16 protein-coding genes are annotated in these 13,156 nt (G+C 52.8%); 7 read left to right on the forward strand and 9 right to left on the reverse strand.

The annotated features are described in order from the left end of the window. Positions 1–73 precede the first annotated feature (73 nt). Together DVH26_RS34670 and DVH26_RS34675 are read left to right on the forward strand one after the other, a co-directional pair. On the forward strand, positions 74–1,198 hold the full coding sequence (locus tag DVH26_RS34670) for an HD-GYP domain-containing protein (RefSeq protein WP_239630143.1): 1,125 nt from the start codon (positions 74–76) through the stop codon (positions 1,196–1,198). A gap of 28 nt (positions 1,199–1,226) precedes the next feature. Then, positions 1,227–1,910, forward strand: coding sequence for a Crp/Fnr family transcriptional regulator (locus DVH26_RS34675; RefSeq protein WP_239630144.1), 684 nt, complete (start codon positions 1,227–1,229; stop codon positions 1,908–1,910). Positions 1,911–1,940: 30 nt separating this feature from the next. On the opposite strand, the gene mutY is transcribed toward DVH26_RS34675, so the two are convergent. Continuing rightward, positions 1,941–3,071 carry an A/G-specific adenine glycosylase gene (mutY, locus tag DVH26_RS34680; protein ID WP_239630145.1) on the reverse strand — a complete coding sequence of 377 codons (1,131 nt, stop codon included), beginning with the start codon at positions 3,069–3,071 and terminating at the stop codon, positions 1,941–1,943. Between the two features lie 70 nt (positions 3,072–3,141). On the opposite strand from mutY, the gene DVH26_RS34685 reads away from it, so the two are divergent. From DVH26_RS34685 to DVH26_RS34695, 3 genes are all read left to right on the forward strand, one after another. Further along, positions 3,142–4,002, forward strand: a complete 861-nt coding sequence (locus DVH26_RS34685) for a helix-turn-helix domain-containing protein (protein WP_239630146.1) — start codon at positions 3,142–3,144, stop codon at positions 4,000–4,002. Between the two features lie 109 nt (positions 4,003–4,111). Continuing rightward, a complete protein-coding gene (locus DVH26_RS34690) occupies positions 4,112–4,492 on the forward strand; it encodes a c-type cytochrome (protein ID WP_239630147.1) in 381 nt (126 codons plus the stop codon). Between the two features lie 227 nt (positions 4,493–4,719). After that, entirely contained in the window at positions 4,720–5,478 is a 759-nt protein-coding gene (locus DVH26_RS34695) for an SIMPL domain-containing protein (RefSeq protein ID WP_239630148.1), read from the forward strand. Between the two features lie 87 nt (positions 5,479–5,565). Here DVH26_RS34695 and DVH26_RS34700 read toward each other — a convergent pair whose 3' ends face one another. From DVH26_RS34700 to DVH26_RS34730, 8 genes are all read right to left on the reverse strand, one after another. Continuing rightward, a complete protein-coding gene (locus DVH26_RS34700; protein WP_239630149.1) occupies positions 5,566–6,084 on the reverse strand; it encodes a DinB family protein in 519 nt (172 codons plus the stop codon). An 87-nt stretch (positions 6,085–6,171) separates the two neighbouring features. Beyond that, a complete protein-coding gene (locus DVH26_RS34705; RefSeq protein ID WP_239630150.1) occupies positions 6,172–6,684 on the reverse strand; it encodes an acyl-CoA thioesterase in 513 nt (170 codons plus the stop codon). Positions 6,685–6,718: 34 nt separating this feature from the next. Beyond that, positions 6,719–7,114 carry a holo-ACP synthase gene (acpS, locus tag DVH26_RS34710; protein WP_239630151.1) on the reverse strand — a complete coding sequence of 132 codons (396 nt, stop codon included), beginning with the start codon at positions 7,112–7,114 and terminating at the stop codon, positions 6,719–6,721. A 182-nt stretch (positions 7,115–7,296) separates the two neighbouring features. Then, positions 7,297–8,106: an ammonia-dependent NAD(+) synthetase gene (gene nadE / locus DVH26_RS34715; protein ID WP_239630152.1), complete on the reverse strand. Its 810-nt coding sequence runs from the start codon at positions 8,104–8,106 to the stop codon at positions 7,297–7,299. A 197-nt stretch (positions 8,107–8,303) separates the two neighbouring features. Then, positions 8,304–8,738, reverse strand: coding sequence for a BrxA/BrxB family bacilliredoxin (locus DVH26_RS34720; RefSeq protein ID WP_239630153.1), 435 nt, complete (start codon positions 8,736–8,738; stop codon positions 8,304–8,306). A gap of 119 nt (positions 8,739–8,857) precedes the next feature. After that, positions 8,858–9,280, reverse strand: a complete 423-nt coding sequence (locus DVH26_RS34725) for a DUF3905 domain-containing protein (RefSeq protein ID WP_239630154.1) — start codon at positions 9,278–9,280, stop codon at positions 8,858–8,860. Between the two features lie 32 nt (positions 9,281–9,312). Then, positions 9,313–9,447 (reverse strand): hypothetical protein, encoded by a 135-nt coding sequence (locus DVH26_RS37135; RefSeq protein WP_275590441.1) that lies wholly within the window; start codon positions 9,445–9,447, stop codon positions 9,313–9,315. Positions 9,448–9,495: 48 nt separating this feature from the next. Further along, entirely contained in the window at positions 9,496–10,443 is a 948-nt protein-coding gene (locus DVH26_RS34730; protein WP_239630155.1) for a polysaccharide deacetylase family protein, read from the reverse strand. A 266-nt stretch (positions 10,444–10,709) separates the two neighbouring features. Here DVH26_RS34730 and DVH26_RS34735 point away from each other — a divergent pair, with 266 nt between their 5' ends. Continuing rightward, complete coding sequence (locus tag DVH26_RS34735) at positions 10,710–11,966, forward strand: BaiN/RdsA family NAD(P)/FAD-dependent oxidoreductase (RefSeq protein ID WP_239630156.1); 1,257 nt, start codon at positions 10,710–10,712, stop codon at positions 11,964–11,966. Between the two features lie 111 nt (positions 11,967–12,077). Next, on the forward strand, positions 12,078–12,479 hold the full coding sequence (locus DVH26_RS34740) for a hypothetical protein (protein WP_239630157.1): 402 nt from the start codon (positions 12,078–12,080) through the stop codon (positions 12,477–12,479). Positions 12,480–13,156: the final 677 nt, after the last annotated feature.

Here is a 13,156-nt window from a genome sequence, read left to right on the forward strand (position 1 = left end):
ACGAGGCTGTACTACTGCGCCTTGCCCCCAAGGTACTACAACCAGCTGAATACAAAAGGTGGAATCAAGGTCGATGAGATTACTCCCAATCTCAATGGTGCAGCCCGGTATGAGACTCGGTAAGCCCATTGTGTCCGAAGAAGGACATACGATGTTGAGCTATTACTCGGAGCTTTCCCTGCCTGATATTCGCAAACTAAAGCTAATGGGCCACCATCAGCTCTATATTGAAGACCACCGTACAGAGGACATCGCTGTAGCCGATGCATTAAGGGAAGAAACCTCCGACGCCGTCCGAGTTCTATTAACCCCCGCCTTTCAGCGGCTTCAGCAGTCCGGCGACTGGAACAGCGGAGATATGCGCTCCTTGTCCGATGCCGCACTCCGGTGCATGGAGCTGATTCTGGACGATTTGCAGGAACAGCGCACGCAGTCGCCGGGCGACGATTCGATCATGCTCATGCATCTGAACAAGAGCAGCTTCTCCCTTGTGGAGCAGCTGTGCCAAAATGCTTTGAACGTTTGCACGTATGCAACAAGGGTCGGTATTATTGAGGGGTACTCTCTTGAGGATCTGTACGGGTTAGGCCTAGGAGCCATGCTGCACGATATCGGCAACACGCAAGTCTCTCCCAAGCTGCTTCTGAAGACAGGCCCTCTCACACCGCTCGAATATGAACAAATTCAAAAGCATACGGAATACGGCTACAAAATCGTCAAGGACGCGCCAGGTATTCCGCCTATTGCCGCCCACTGCGTTTTGCAGCATCACGAGAAAATCAACGGCAGCGGCTATCCCGCAGGCTTGACGGAAGCCGGTATACACCCTTTTGCCCAGTGGGTAGGCTTGCTGGACGCTTATGACGCGATGACGCATCCCAGGCCTTACCGTCCCGCTTTTCGTCCCGATCACGCTTTGGAAAACTTGTTCACCCGGGCTGGCACGCTGTATGACCGGAACAAAGTGGAATCGTTCTGCGGCCGAGTCGTGATTTATCCGGTTGGCTTGGCTGTCCGTCTTGGGACCGGGCAAATCGGCATCGTCTCCCGGCATAACCCCGCTGTTAAACACAGGCCGGTCGTCCGCGTGCTGACCAATGAACTGGGACAAGATCTGAAGCACCCGGTGGATATCGATTTATCCCTCGAGCCTCACATCAAGATTTACCGCATCGGTGAAGATGCTTTGGTACATTAAGTTTTTCGGAAGTGAGATGAATGATGACATGCAAAGTATTATCGGACTGTTGCAGGAAGTCCCATTATTTCAGGACTTATCCATAAGCGAGCTCGAATCGATTGCGCCTCTTTTCGTGGAGCGGAAGTTCAAGAAGAACACCGTGCTGTTCCATGAGGGAGACTCAGGCAACGAATTTTTCATTATTGAATCCGGCCTGGTCAAAATCTATCGCATCGATTATACGAAGGAAGTTATTTTATCCCTATTCCGTGAAGGGGATTATTTCGGGGAAATGTCTTTGATTCAAAACGGTATGACCCGTTCCGCTACCGTAGAAACGTTGGCCCCTACAACGATGTATACATTATCCCGGTCCGATTTCATTGAATTTATGGTCAAATCGCCGAGACTCAGTCTGAAGCTGCTGGAAGTAACTATGGAGCGGCTGCGTAAAGCGAACGAGCAAATTTACGACTTGACCTTCCTGGATGTGCGCACCCGTACGATCAAGGTGATTTCGCGCTTGGCGGAGGAGCATGGGGTTACGAAGCATGGAGGGCTCATGATCGATATGAAGCTGACCCACCAGCAGCTCGCCAACATGGCCGGAACCGTAAGGGAATCCGTAACCAAGGTGCTTCAGGAGCTTCAGGAGGATCAGGTCATATCCATCGACAAGAAAATGATATTCATTAAGAATATGGAAGAGCTGAAGAAGCGTATCATTTAACCGTACCGCATCGTGCAGATGCGGTCTTTTTTATGAGACCGGCTGCTGCGCAAAGTAGCGGTTAAGTAATTTCAAGAACACATTAGGAAACGCATACTGCCCCATCGAGTCCCGATCGACCCACTGATAATGCGACGGCAGCAGCAAGCCCGCTCCGAGAGGCAGAACCGACGGCTCCAGCCTGCATGCGATCACCTGCATGTCCCAATGGATGTGACTGAACGTATGCTCGGCGTGCGCAAACCAGCTTCGGACACTAACGCCGATCGTTTCCTCAGCCAAATGCTCGGTTAATACCGATACGGTATCGGGTACGGCACCCTCCTGCGGATAAGCAAACGGCGCTTCCGTATGCGGCAGCTCCCACATTCTGGCGAGCAGTCCTTCCTGAGGGCGCTGCCGGATGAGCACCTTCCCTGCGTTCGGACCTTCTCCTTCTATTAAAGCGGCGAGCCGGTATTCCGGACGCGGGGGCTTGGCCTTCTTTTTGACAGGCAGCTGCTCTTCCATTCCCGCTTCCCTGGCGGAGCAATGCTCCATGACCGGACAGGTTAAGCAATGAGGGGAACGGGGCGTACACACCATCGCGCCAAGCTCCATCAAGCCTTGATTAAAATCCCCGGCCGCTCCCTCTGGAATGAGCTCCTTGGCGAGCTTCTCCATCTTCACTCTCGTACCGGCCTTCATAATGTCATCTTCAATCAGAAAATATCGTGACAGCACCCGCATCACATTGCCGTCTACCGCCGGCTCCGGCTTGTTGTAGGCGATGCTCAGCACCGCACCCGCCGTATAGGGGCCGACTCCTTTTAACGTCGATATTTCCTCCAGCGTATCGGGCACGACGCCCGCATACCGCTCCTGTACTTCCCGAACCGCTCCCTGCAGATTGCGGGCTCTCGAATAATAGCCAAGCCCCTCCCACAGCTTCAGCACGTCTTCCTCGGGCGCATTCGCCAGCGCCTCCATCGTAGGAAACCGCTCCGTAAACCGGTGAAAATACGGAATGACGGTCTCGACCCGCGTTTGCTGCAGCATCACTTCCGAAATCCATATATGATAAGGGTCCCGGCTTCGGCGCCAAGGCAGATCACGCCGGTGCTTGCGGTACCATGACAACAATTCCGCGGAAAAATATTGTTTTCTTTCGTTTGTTTCCATGAGGTCTCCTTTTGTTGCTAAACGGTATGGTATAATGATGGCACTTGAATCCATCGGAGGAGTGAGGCGCATGTTGACCCCCGGTGAACTGGCGGCACGACTGAACAAACTGGTCATTTCGATCTTGCTCGTAGGCCATCAAAAATGCAGCCCCCAGTGGCACCAGCTGCCCAGAACGATTCGTCACAACTCGATCTGGCTTATTATTAAAGGCAAAGGCACGTTTACGATCAACGGGACGCACTATCCGGCGGAGCCGGGCAAGTTTTTTTGCTTTAGCCCCGGCATGGTCGTAGAACGGCAAACCGATCCCGAGCAGCCGCTCGAATACTACTTCCTCCGTTTTCATTATACGGAAACTTACGAGGAGAAGGAACAGTGGATTTATCGCAGCTCTTCCGAGACCGCATTTCCGCTGGAAGGCATGTACACGGTAAACAATACGCCGCAGCTTATTTATTTGTTCGAGCAGCTGGACATCTTGTGGAAGCGCAGAGGCCATATGACCGCCATGAGGCGGAAAATATTGCTTCTCGAGTTTTTCCTCACGCTGATCCAGGATTTTCGCGCGCAAAAAATAGCCGGCGATACGACAGCCGCCATCGAGCTGACGCAGGACCATATGATCGGCCACTATCAGGAGCCGTTGACATTGGAAGGTCTGGCGCAAATGGCGGGGTTGAGCGTAAGCCATTATTCTCGGTTGTTCAAAAAATATATCGGATACAGCCCCATCGATTATTTGACGCATCTTAGGGTCGACCGGGCGAAGGAGCTGCTCGTGCTGTCCGACTACCGGCTGAAGCTGATCGCCAACAGTGTCGGGTATACGGACGAGTTTTACTTCAGCCGCATTTTCAAGAAAGTGACCGGTGTCTCTCCACGGGATTACGCCAAAAAGCACCGTTTCGCTCCTTTTATGGATCACTAGAGCGACTCGTCCGCCGGCAGCCTTTGCTCGCTTGGGGCAAGTTTGACTTCCCTTGGCGAAAGGTGTACGCTACCCATAAAAAGGATGCTGCGGTTAGGGGGAACCACGGATGAGTTTACTATCAAAAGGGGTCGGGCTGGCTGCTGCCAGCCTGTTAATCGTTGGAGCACTCGCTGGATGCGGAGCGCCCAAGCAGGGGTCGGAGCCTTTCGGCGGAGGGAAAACGGCCATCGGACAGGCCGAGGCGATGGCCGGCGCATCGGAGCAGGTCCAATCGGTGTATAAGCAAAGCTGTATGTCCTGTCACGGCAATAGCCTGGAAGGCAAAGTAGGTCCATCGACGAACCTTCAGAAGGTCGGCGGAAGAATGACCAAGGAGCAGATCGCCAAGCAAATTACGAACGGCGGCAACGGTATGCCCGGCTTTGGCGGCAAGCTGAAGCAGGAGGATGTCGATGCGCTGGCTTCCTGGCTGGCAGAGAAGAAATAGCCGTTATTTCACGGAACTAATCATAAGAGCAGGTTAAGCATCCGCATGGCGATACTTCATCGTCAGGACGGGTGTTTTTTCGTATGACGGGGCAATGGTTCCGTCTCGTTTTGAGCCATGCAAATTTTTTTGTTAAAAATATTATTCTATCGAGTAACCCTGCAACATTTGTTCAAACGGCTGCGTTTCTAACAATGAACCAACAATTTGGTAACAGGGGGAATTTCATGAAATCGACTGTAGCTAACAAATTGATTATCGGTGTCGCCGCCGTTGCTCTGTTAACGGGTCTGACTTACTTCACGTCCGTCAAGCCAGGGGTAACTCCGGTTTATGCGGAGCAGGCCGCGCCGGCGTACAAGAATTCGATTTCCGTCAGTGGTCAAGGGGAAATCAAAGTGACTCCCGATGTGGCTTACATCAATCTCGGCGTCATGACCAAAGCCGCTACGGCTAACGAGGCACAGACGAAGAATGCGGAAAGCTTCGCGAGCCTGACCTCCATGCTGTACGATACGTACAAGCTGGATAAAGCAGATGTAAAAACATCCGGCTTCCAGGTGCAGCCCGTCTACAACTATTCGGAGAAGGAAGCGAAAATTACCGGCTATACCGCTACGCAAATGGTGCAAGTTACGTACCGCGACATTGAAAAAGTAGGCTCCTTCCTGGATGCGGCATCCACAGCCGGCGCGAATCAAATTAACGGCGTTCAGTTCGATACGGAAAAGCGACAGGACTATGAAATTCAAGCGATTGATTCCGCTATGAAGAATGCCGAAGCCAAAGCCAAAGCCATTGCCAAAACGGCAGGCAAAGAGCTGAAAGGCATCATGAATGTGGCTCAAGGCGGCACATCGGCCATTCCGGTGCAGAGGGAGTACAGCCCTATGATGATGAAAGCAGACGCTGCAGGAGCTTCCACCAGCATTGCCCCGGGCGAGCTGACTATCACCACCAGCTTGACGGTACAATACGAGTTTTAATGCGGCACTTAAAGAAAAGGAATCTTCTGCGTCCGTCCGATTGCGGATTACGGGCCAGAGATTCCTTTTTTTTACTATGTGCATTCTTTATTTCAATCCGTATCGCTCTTGTAGCACTTTGAGATGATGAAGCTCATGGCCGGAAATCACGCAAGCCAAGGCTCGTGCTGTAAATGGACTGCTGCTCGCCACCCCTTGTCTCCTCCACGCTTCCTCGGACAGCCCCTTCACCAGCGTTAACGTTGCGCGGCGAACGACGGTCAAATCTTCAAGAAGAAACGGCAAGGAGCATTGGTCGAACGAGGCTCCGCTAATATAAATATCCTGATCGAAGCCGGGCAATTCCGTCGTGTCCCCCCGCGCTATCCGCAGCAATCGGTATGCCATGATACGCTCGGTATCGGTGATATGGCCGATGACCTCTTTGATGCTCCATTTACCGGGCGCGTAACGATAGGCGGCCTCCTCCTCGGACAAACCGCTGAGCAATGCCAACGCCGCATCCAGTTGATCATCAAGAAGCTGAATCAAATTTCCTTCAGGAACGAGCTGAATATAAGTCCCGTAATAAGGGGCGTACTCATGTTGTTCCGGTCTTTGCAGCATGGATAAACCCACCTTTCGCTTCCGCTGTAGTTTGCTTTTGGCCAACACATCAATCAGACCTATCCTAGTAGCCGGCCGCTCTTTTCGTTATTCCCAAGGGAAGGTGACCGTCAAATGGTCCGAGAACTCCTTGCTCTCTTCTCTGCGGCGTCGCCGCATTTCCGCTCTTTTGTTACCGGTCTCGTTCAATCGGCGCTCTTCCTCGGTTTCCGGGATTACCATAGGAACGCGAACAGGCTTTTTATTATCGTCCAGCGCTACAAAAGTCAGGAACGAGGTAGCCGCGATCGTGCGCTCGGCTGTCTTGAGATCCTCGGTGATGACTTTCACGAACACCTCCATGGAGCTTTTGCCCGTCCACGTTACGAACGATTCCAGACAAACGGAATCCGTCGGGCGGATCGGCGACAAAAAGTCGACGGAGTCGGTAGATGCCGTAACGACGGAGCGGCGGCAATGCTTGGACGCGGAGATCGAGGCGATGTCGTCGATATAGGCCATCAGCTTGCCCCCGAACAAGGTGTTGTGATTGTTGACATCCGTAGGAAAAATCCGGGATGTCTTGTATACTCTGGATTCCTTTACAAAACGTTGTTCCACAACGGTTCCTCCCTAATAAGCTCGTATGTATGTATTAGCCGTTCCGATTCTCCACGATGACATAGGCCATGGCCGACGTCTCGGAATGCGTGATGCTCAAGTGAATGACCGTTTGCTCCGGATTCAGGCCGAGGCGCGAAAAGGCTTCCTTCGCCACACGGCAGACCGGTTTGCCGCAATCGTCGGGAATGATCTCGATATCCTGCAGAGACAGCTGCTTGCCGATCCCGCAACCGAGCGCCTTGCTCACCGCCTCTTTGGCGGCGAAACGGCCTGCTGTATATTCGGCCAGCCTGCCCCGCCGCTTCTCGGCGAGCTCCCGCTCCGCCGGCGTAAGCACGCGCTGCAAAAACCGCTCTCCCGCAGCGCCCTCCAGTATCCCTTTCACTCTGGCAATCTCGAGCAAATCCGTTCCAATACCTATAATCATCTTGTACACGCCTTCCCGGTCTTAATGCAACTCTCAGCTCATCGTACCGAATCGCCGGAACGAAAGCAAGAAGCTGCTGACCGCTGCAGTCCGGCGCCTCCTCTGCTGCGAGAGATTCAAAACAGACCGGGCCTCCGCCCGGTCTGATCCTTTTAACTTGCACAACGTCCTATCCGACGGGTTTAAATTCCCGGAATCGGAGCGCGCTTGTGCTCGGTCTTCATATACTGCTTCTCCAGCTTTTCCTTGGCTACAGGATCGATATCCTTGCCTTCCAAAAAAGAGCTGTTATCTCCATAAGTGATGCCCAGCTCGTTCTCGTCCGTCTGGCCTTCCCACAAGCCGGCGGTCGGAGCTTTATCGAGCACGCTTTGCGGTACTCCCAGCGTAGCGGCAAGCGAACGTACTTGACGCTTGTTCAACGAGCTAAGCGGAGTGATGTCTACCGCACCGTCGCCATATTTGGTGAAAAAGCCTGTGATCGCTTCGGAAGCGTGATCGGTTCCGACGACAAGCAAATTAAGCTCGAACGCCAAAGCGTATTGCATAACCATGCGCGTTCTTGCCTTTACGTTGCCTTTGCCGCCGCGGCTCAAATGGCGGTGCTCGCCGATCGACTTCAAGCCGTGCTCCGCTTCGAGGGCGATTTCATTCACCGCTTCCTCGATGTTGGTCTCTATTCTGTATTTAAGCTGAAACGCTTCCGCCACGGCATAGCTGTCCGAAATGTCGACTTGCTCTCCATACGGCTGAAACACGCCCAGTGTTTTGTATTCTTTACCTTGCTCCTCCGTCAATTCATCGGTCGCCTTCTTGCATAGACCTGTGACAACGGCGCTGTCGATGCCGCCGCTGATTGCAATCAGTAGGCCGCTAACTCCGGATTTGAGCACATAGTCCTTAAGAAAATCGACACGCTTGCGGATTTCTTCATCTACGTTGATTTCCGGCTTCACGCCGAGCTTCGCGATAATTTCCTGCTGCAGGTTCATGGTTTTACACCTCTCCTACTCTTTATTTCCTCTAGTATAGTCCACTAATGTCAGAATGCAAGACAAAATGCTCCAGTTTACACCAGTTTCCTTCGCTTTAGACTCATTGCCCTTACCGTGGTTATACAAAAAAAGCGGCCGGCTATCCTTGGATAGTCCAGCCGCTTAAAGCTATGCTTCATGCTGAAGCATAAACCTTATTTGCAATATTGCTCGAACGCGCCGATCAAATCGCCGGCGATCATTTCCGCCGAACGGTCTTCGATCTGGTGACGCTGAATGAAATGAACCAGCTCGCCGTCCTTGAACAGAGCAATCGAAGGAGAAGATGGAGGATACGGCGCCAAATACTCGCGAGCTTTGGCGGTAGCTTCTTTGTCTTGTCCCGCGAATACGGTGAACAGGTTATCCGGCTTCACTTCGTTTTGCAGCGCTCTGGCAACGCCTGGCCGGCATTGGCCCGCAGCACAGCCGCAAACGGAATTGATGACCAGCAAAGTTGTACCTTTAGCTGTTGGAAGGCTCGCCTCCACTTCCTCCGGCGTGCGAAGCTCGGATATACCGATACGAGTCAAATCGTCTCGCATAGGTTGAACCATATCTTTCATGTATGACTCAAATGACATGGACATGTACTTTCACTCCTTTTACCTACATAAGGGTTTACAAACTATCATATGTTTTATTATACATCGGTAAGGAATGAAAGCAAAGTACCTGTTTTCCCTTTTATGCAACTGCTTGAAGTGGCTCAGGACGGATTTCCTTCTTCCGGACGGTCGTCTTCCTGATCGCTTAGCTGGCCGTTGTAAGCCTGATAGGCCACATTTTTGTCCGCATGCATGAAATTGCCGGTTTGCGGTACGATGCCCTTTTCGAAATAATCCTTGTTTTCGGGTGAGTGGAACCCGACGTCCTTGAACGGATGGACCCATTCGTCGCCAGACATGACGGCCGGATCCGTGTTTTTCGACCAGTTTTCCAAAGGAGAGTTGGCAGACTCATAGTCGTGATCGCCGATCACAACTCCTTGCGAATTAACAAACGGATCTCTAGGGCCTCTGCCTTCCAAAAACTGCGACAAAAAGTTGATTTCAAACGGATCCAGCTCACTGTTGTCTTTGGACAGGGCGGCAGCCGGGCGGGCTTTGTCTCCGTTGTCTTTATCAGCCATTTATGATCGCTCCTTCCTTGCAATGTTGTATCTTATACCGACGGACGGTTAGGGCCGTCCAATTTTTTGTCGTATCCGGCAGCATCCGAATTGTTGTCGGCTTGCCGTTTATTTTGCGTGGATTGCATCTCCTGTTCCTTCGAGCCTGTTGTTTTCTTCGTTTTCATCGTTATCGCTCCCTTCCCCGTTATTATGCGTACCCGCATGAAATTAACTCAAAGCTTCAAAAATTGGAACTTGAATGAATCCTTATGAAGCCTATCGAAACGGTATCCCTGATCCTTCAAGTACTCTATAACTTCCGGAAGCGCTTCAACCGTCGTTGTTTTCCGGTCCATATCGTGCATCAGGACGATAATCTTGTCCTTTCCCGCGCTGTTGCTCTTTACCGCCTGGACAATATCTTCTTTGGGCTGTACAGCCGCGGCGGCGTCTGTCGAGCTCACATTCCAGTCAAAGTATGAATATCCATTATTCGACATTTCCCGGGCAATAGCTTTCATCACGCTTCGACCGCCTGTCTTCCAGCTTAACCGATTATTCGACCCTCCGGGAAACCGGATGATATCCGGACTTACTCCCACCTCCGCCTTCAGAAAACGGTTCAGCTTCTCCATATCGGCTTTAAACGCCTGCACGGAAGCATAAATTCGCGAGTAATCGTGGGAAAAGGTATGGTTGCCGATCGCATGGCCTTTTTCTGCAATAAGCTTTAGCTGCTTGATGTTCTCCTCCGATGTTTTGCCTGTAACGAAAAAGGTCGCGGGCACCGCGTATTTACTTAAAATATGTAAAATGGACTCCGTGCTTCGCGAAGGGCCGTCGTAAAATGTCAAATACGCTACTTTGCCCTGCCGGATTGTGTACTGCCGCGTGATCCGTTTTGAATCGAAGCTTGGCTGGCTGTAGCCGAAGCGGTGATTCAAAGAAAACTGGGACGTAACCCGCTCTTCCTCCGCTTCTGCCTCTTTCTCGACACTGGCACCCCGATTCTTCATGGCTGCTGCCTGGTGCCCCCCTACGCCTGCTGCGTTTAAAGCCGCCGAACGTTCAAGCTTCCACTGATCTGACGTGGCGCTAAAGCAAATAATGCCTACTGCAGATACAATGACCGCACCGCCGGCAATAAGCGGCCAGCGCTTGGTTCTCCCCTCCTTGCCCATGCTCTCGCCCCCAACGCCATAGTAAAAATTATTATGGCTATCATCTGGATAGAAAACCCCGTGGTAATACTGGATAAAGTGGGATATCTATGCAATTCGACATCCGGTAACACAAGCAGATGTCGAGCCGATCGTTCCGCTTATTGCAGCAGTATAAGTATTGCTCGACCGAAAAAATGAGCAGACCTTGCCGTCTTTGCTTTGTTAGGGAAAAAGCGTACAATAAATGTTAATTCCACTACTCATTCAAGGAGCTTTGAACGACTATGTCTTATGATGTTATCGTCATCGGGGGAGGACCGTCCGGCCTTATGTCTTGTATTGCCGCGGCTTCCCACGGCGGCAAAGTGCTTCTCATAGATAAAGGAGATAAGCTGGGGCGCAAGCTCGGCATCTCAGGAGGCGGCCGCTGCAACGTAACGAATGCCAAAGAGCTGGATGAGCTGATCCGGCATATTCCCGGCAACGGGAGATTTCTGTACAGTGCCTTCGCGAATTTCAGCAACAAGGACATCATCGCTTTCTTTGAAGGACTGGGTATCCGGCTTAAGGAGGAAGACCGCGGCCGCATGTTTCCCGTCTCCGACAAAGCGAAGACCGTGGTCGATGCGCTTGTCGGCAAAGTCCGCAGCCTTGGCGTCGACATTCGCGTCAACAGCCCGGTAGCCCGAGTACTGTACCGGGATGACCGCGTTGCTGGCGTCGAGCTAAGGGATGGCCGCCGCATCGATGCGGCTGCGGTCATTATCGCTACGGGAGGCAAGTCCGTGCCGCATACCGGCTCCACCGGCGACGGTTACGCATGGGCTGAAAGCGCGGGTCATACGATAACGGAGCTGTATCCGACCGAGGTGCCTATTACGTCGAAGGAGCCGTTTATCCGCAGCAAGGAGCTGCAAGGGCTGTCACTGCGCGATATTACGCTATCGGTCTGGAACCCGAAGGGGAAAAAGCTGATCGAGCATGAAGGCGATATGATCTTCACTCATTTCGGCATATCGGGTCCGACTGTCCTGCGATGCAGCCAATTCGTAGTCAAAGCACTGAAGCAATCCGGCGCTCCGACCATCCGCATGACGATCGATCTGTTCCCGGAGCAAAGCGCCGATGAGGTGTATCAATATACGTTATCCTTGGGGAAGGCCGATCCCAAAAAGCAGGTGAAAAACGTCCTAAAGACCGCCGTTTCCGAACGGCTCCTCCCGATCGTTCTCGATAAAGCGGGGGTGTCGGGCGATATTACGTACGACAACATTCCTAAGCAGCCTTGGATGGAGCTCGCCAAGCTGCTCAAGGCTTTTCCGATCGAGGTTAACGGCACGCTGTCCATTGAGGAAGCTTTCGTTACCGGAGGCGGTGTGAACCTGAAGGAAATCGATCCGAAAACGATGCAGTCCAAGCTGATGCCCGGCTTGTTCTTTTGCGGGGAAATCCTTGATGTTCACGGATACACCGGGGGCTATAATATCACAGCGGCGTTCACCTCCGGCTATACGGCAGGGATGAACGCAGCGGAGATGTAGCCGGTTCGCTAAGCTCCGGCGGAGGCTTGAGTTTTCGACAAGCAAAACGCGCGAAAAAAGGCGCATCCCCTATGGATGCGGGATTGCGACGCGGCGGTAGCGGGGCGGCAGGTGCGTTGCGGCTGCGGCTGCGGCTGCGACTGCGACTGCGACGGCGATTGCGGCTGCGACTGCGACGGCGATTGCGGCTGCGACTGCGACGGCGATTGCGGCTGCGACAGCGACTGCGGTAGCGACGGCGGCTGCGACAGCAGCTGCGACAGCAGCAGCGACAGCAGCAGCGACAGCAGCAGCGACAGCAGCAGCGACTGCGGCAACAGCAGCAGCGACTGCGGCAACGACAGCGACGGCGGCTGCGACGAGGCGGCGACTGCAGCAGCGACTGCAGCAGCGACAGCAGCAGCGACGGCGGTAGCGACGGCGGTAGCGACGGCGGTAGCGACAGCAGCAGCAACAGCAGCAGCGCGACGGCGGGGCGGGAGGCTTGGACGAGCCGCCTCTCGTCCACCCTAACGGACCGTGGTTCCGTTATTGTTTCAAAATTGCTGCTTTTTCGATAGCTATCGGACCGTGGTTCCGTTATTTGGCCCAATCAGGCCCCTCAACGTGCCAAAAAACGAAAATAACGGATCCTGAGTCCGATCCATGCCCGAAAAAGCACAAATTGAAGGCAATAACGGATCTCCTGTCCGATCCGTTCGTTAACCAGCATCATAGCACGCCGCCACTCTCCTCTTCCCAAATACCGCCAAGGTATCCACACCAGCACGTTCTACAGAGTAAGGACCCGTGCTTACCCATTCCTCAGTTGTTACTCTTACCGCCAATGCCACTCCTCCCTCATTTGTCACACCTAGCGCCAATATCACTCCAGCTCTCATTTGTTACTCCTACCGCCGATGTCACACTATCCCTCACTTGTTACTCCTACCACCACTAAGCTTTCATCAGTTTCCCCTACAGCCAACATTACTCCATCCCTCACTTATTACTCTTACCTGCACTATCATTCCAGCTCACTCATCTGTTTCCCCTACCGCCCAACGTTACTCCAGCTCTCAATTGCTACTCCTATCGCCGCCACTATCACACCAACTTTCATCTGTTCTCCCTATAGCCAACGCTACTCTAACCCTCACTTGTTACTCCTACCGCCACTATCACCCTGACTTTCATTCGTTACTCCAACT

This window comes from Paenibacillus sp. H1-7 (assembly GCF_022354825.1).
Classification (GTDB): domain Bacteria; phylum Bacillota; class Bacilli; order Paenibacillales; family NBRC-103111; genus Paenibacillus_S.

Excerpts from the sequence above, each read along its gene's own strand:
- DVH26_RS34670 (WP_239630143.1), top strand. The coding sequence starts at position 74 with ATGAGATTACTCCCAATCTCAATGGTGCAGCCCGGTATGAGACTCGGT.
- DVH26_RS34675 (WP_239630144.1), top strand. The coding sequence starts at position 1,227 with ATGCAAAGTATTATCGGACTGTTGCAGGAAGTCCCATTATTTCAGGAC.
- mutY (WP_239630145.1), bottom strand. The coding sequence starts at position 3,071 with ATGGAAACAAACGAAAGAAAACAATATTTTTCCGCGGAATTGTTGTCA.
- DVH26_RS34685 (WP_239630146.1), top strand. The coding sequence starts at position 3,142 with ATGTTGACCCCCGGTGAACTGGCGGCACGACTGAACAAACTGGTCATT.
- DVH26_RS34690 (WP_239630147.1), top strand. The coding sequence starts at position 4,112 with ATGAGTTTACTATCAAAAGGGGTCGGGCTGGCTGCTGCCAGCCTGTTA.
- DVH26_RS34695 (WP_239630148.1), top strand. The coding sequence starts at position 4,720 with ATGAAATCGACTGTAGCTAACAAATTGATTATCGGTGTCGCCGCCGTT.
- DVH26_RS34700 (WP_239630149.1), bottom strand. The coding sequence starts at position 6,084 with ATGCTGCAAAGACCGGAACAACATGAGTACGCCCCTTATTACGGGACT.
- acpS (WP_239630151.1), bottom strand. The coding sequence starts at position 7,114 with ATGATTATAGGTATTGGAACGGATTTGCTCGAGATTGCCAGAGTGAAA.
- nadE (WP_239630152.1), bottom strand. The coding sequence starts at position 8,106 with ATGAACCTGCAGCAGGAAATTATCGCGAAGCTCGGCGTGAAGCCGGAA.
- DVH26_RS34720 (WP_239630153.1), bottom strand. The coding sequence starts at position 8,738 with ATGTCCATGTCATTTGAGTCATACATGAAAGATATGGTTCAACCTATG.
- DVH26_RS34725 (WP_239630154.1), bottom strand. The coding sequence starts at position 9,280 with ATGGCTGATAAAGACAACGGAGACAAAGCCCGCCCGGCTGCCGCCCTG.
- DVH26_RS37135 (WP_275590441.1), bottom strand. The coding sequence starts at position 9,447 with ATGAAAACGAAGAAAACAACAGGCTCGAAGGAACAGGAGATGCAATCC.
- DVH26_RS34730 (WP_239630155.1), bottom strand. The coding sequence starts at position 10,443 with ATGGGCAAGGAGGGGAGAACCAAGCGCTGGCCGCTTATTGCCGGCGGT.
- DVH26_RS34735 (WP_239630156.1), top strand. The coding sequence starts at position 10,710 with ATGTCTTATGATGTTATCGTCATCGGGGGAGGACCGTCCGGCCTTATG.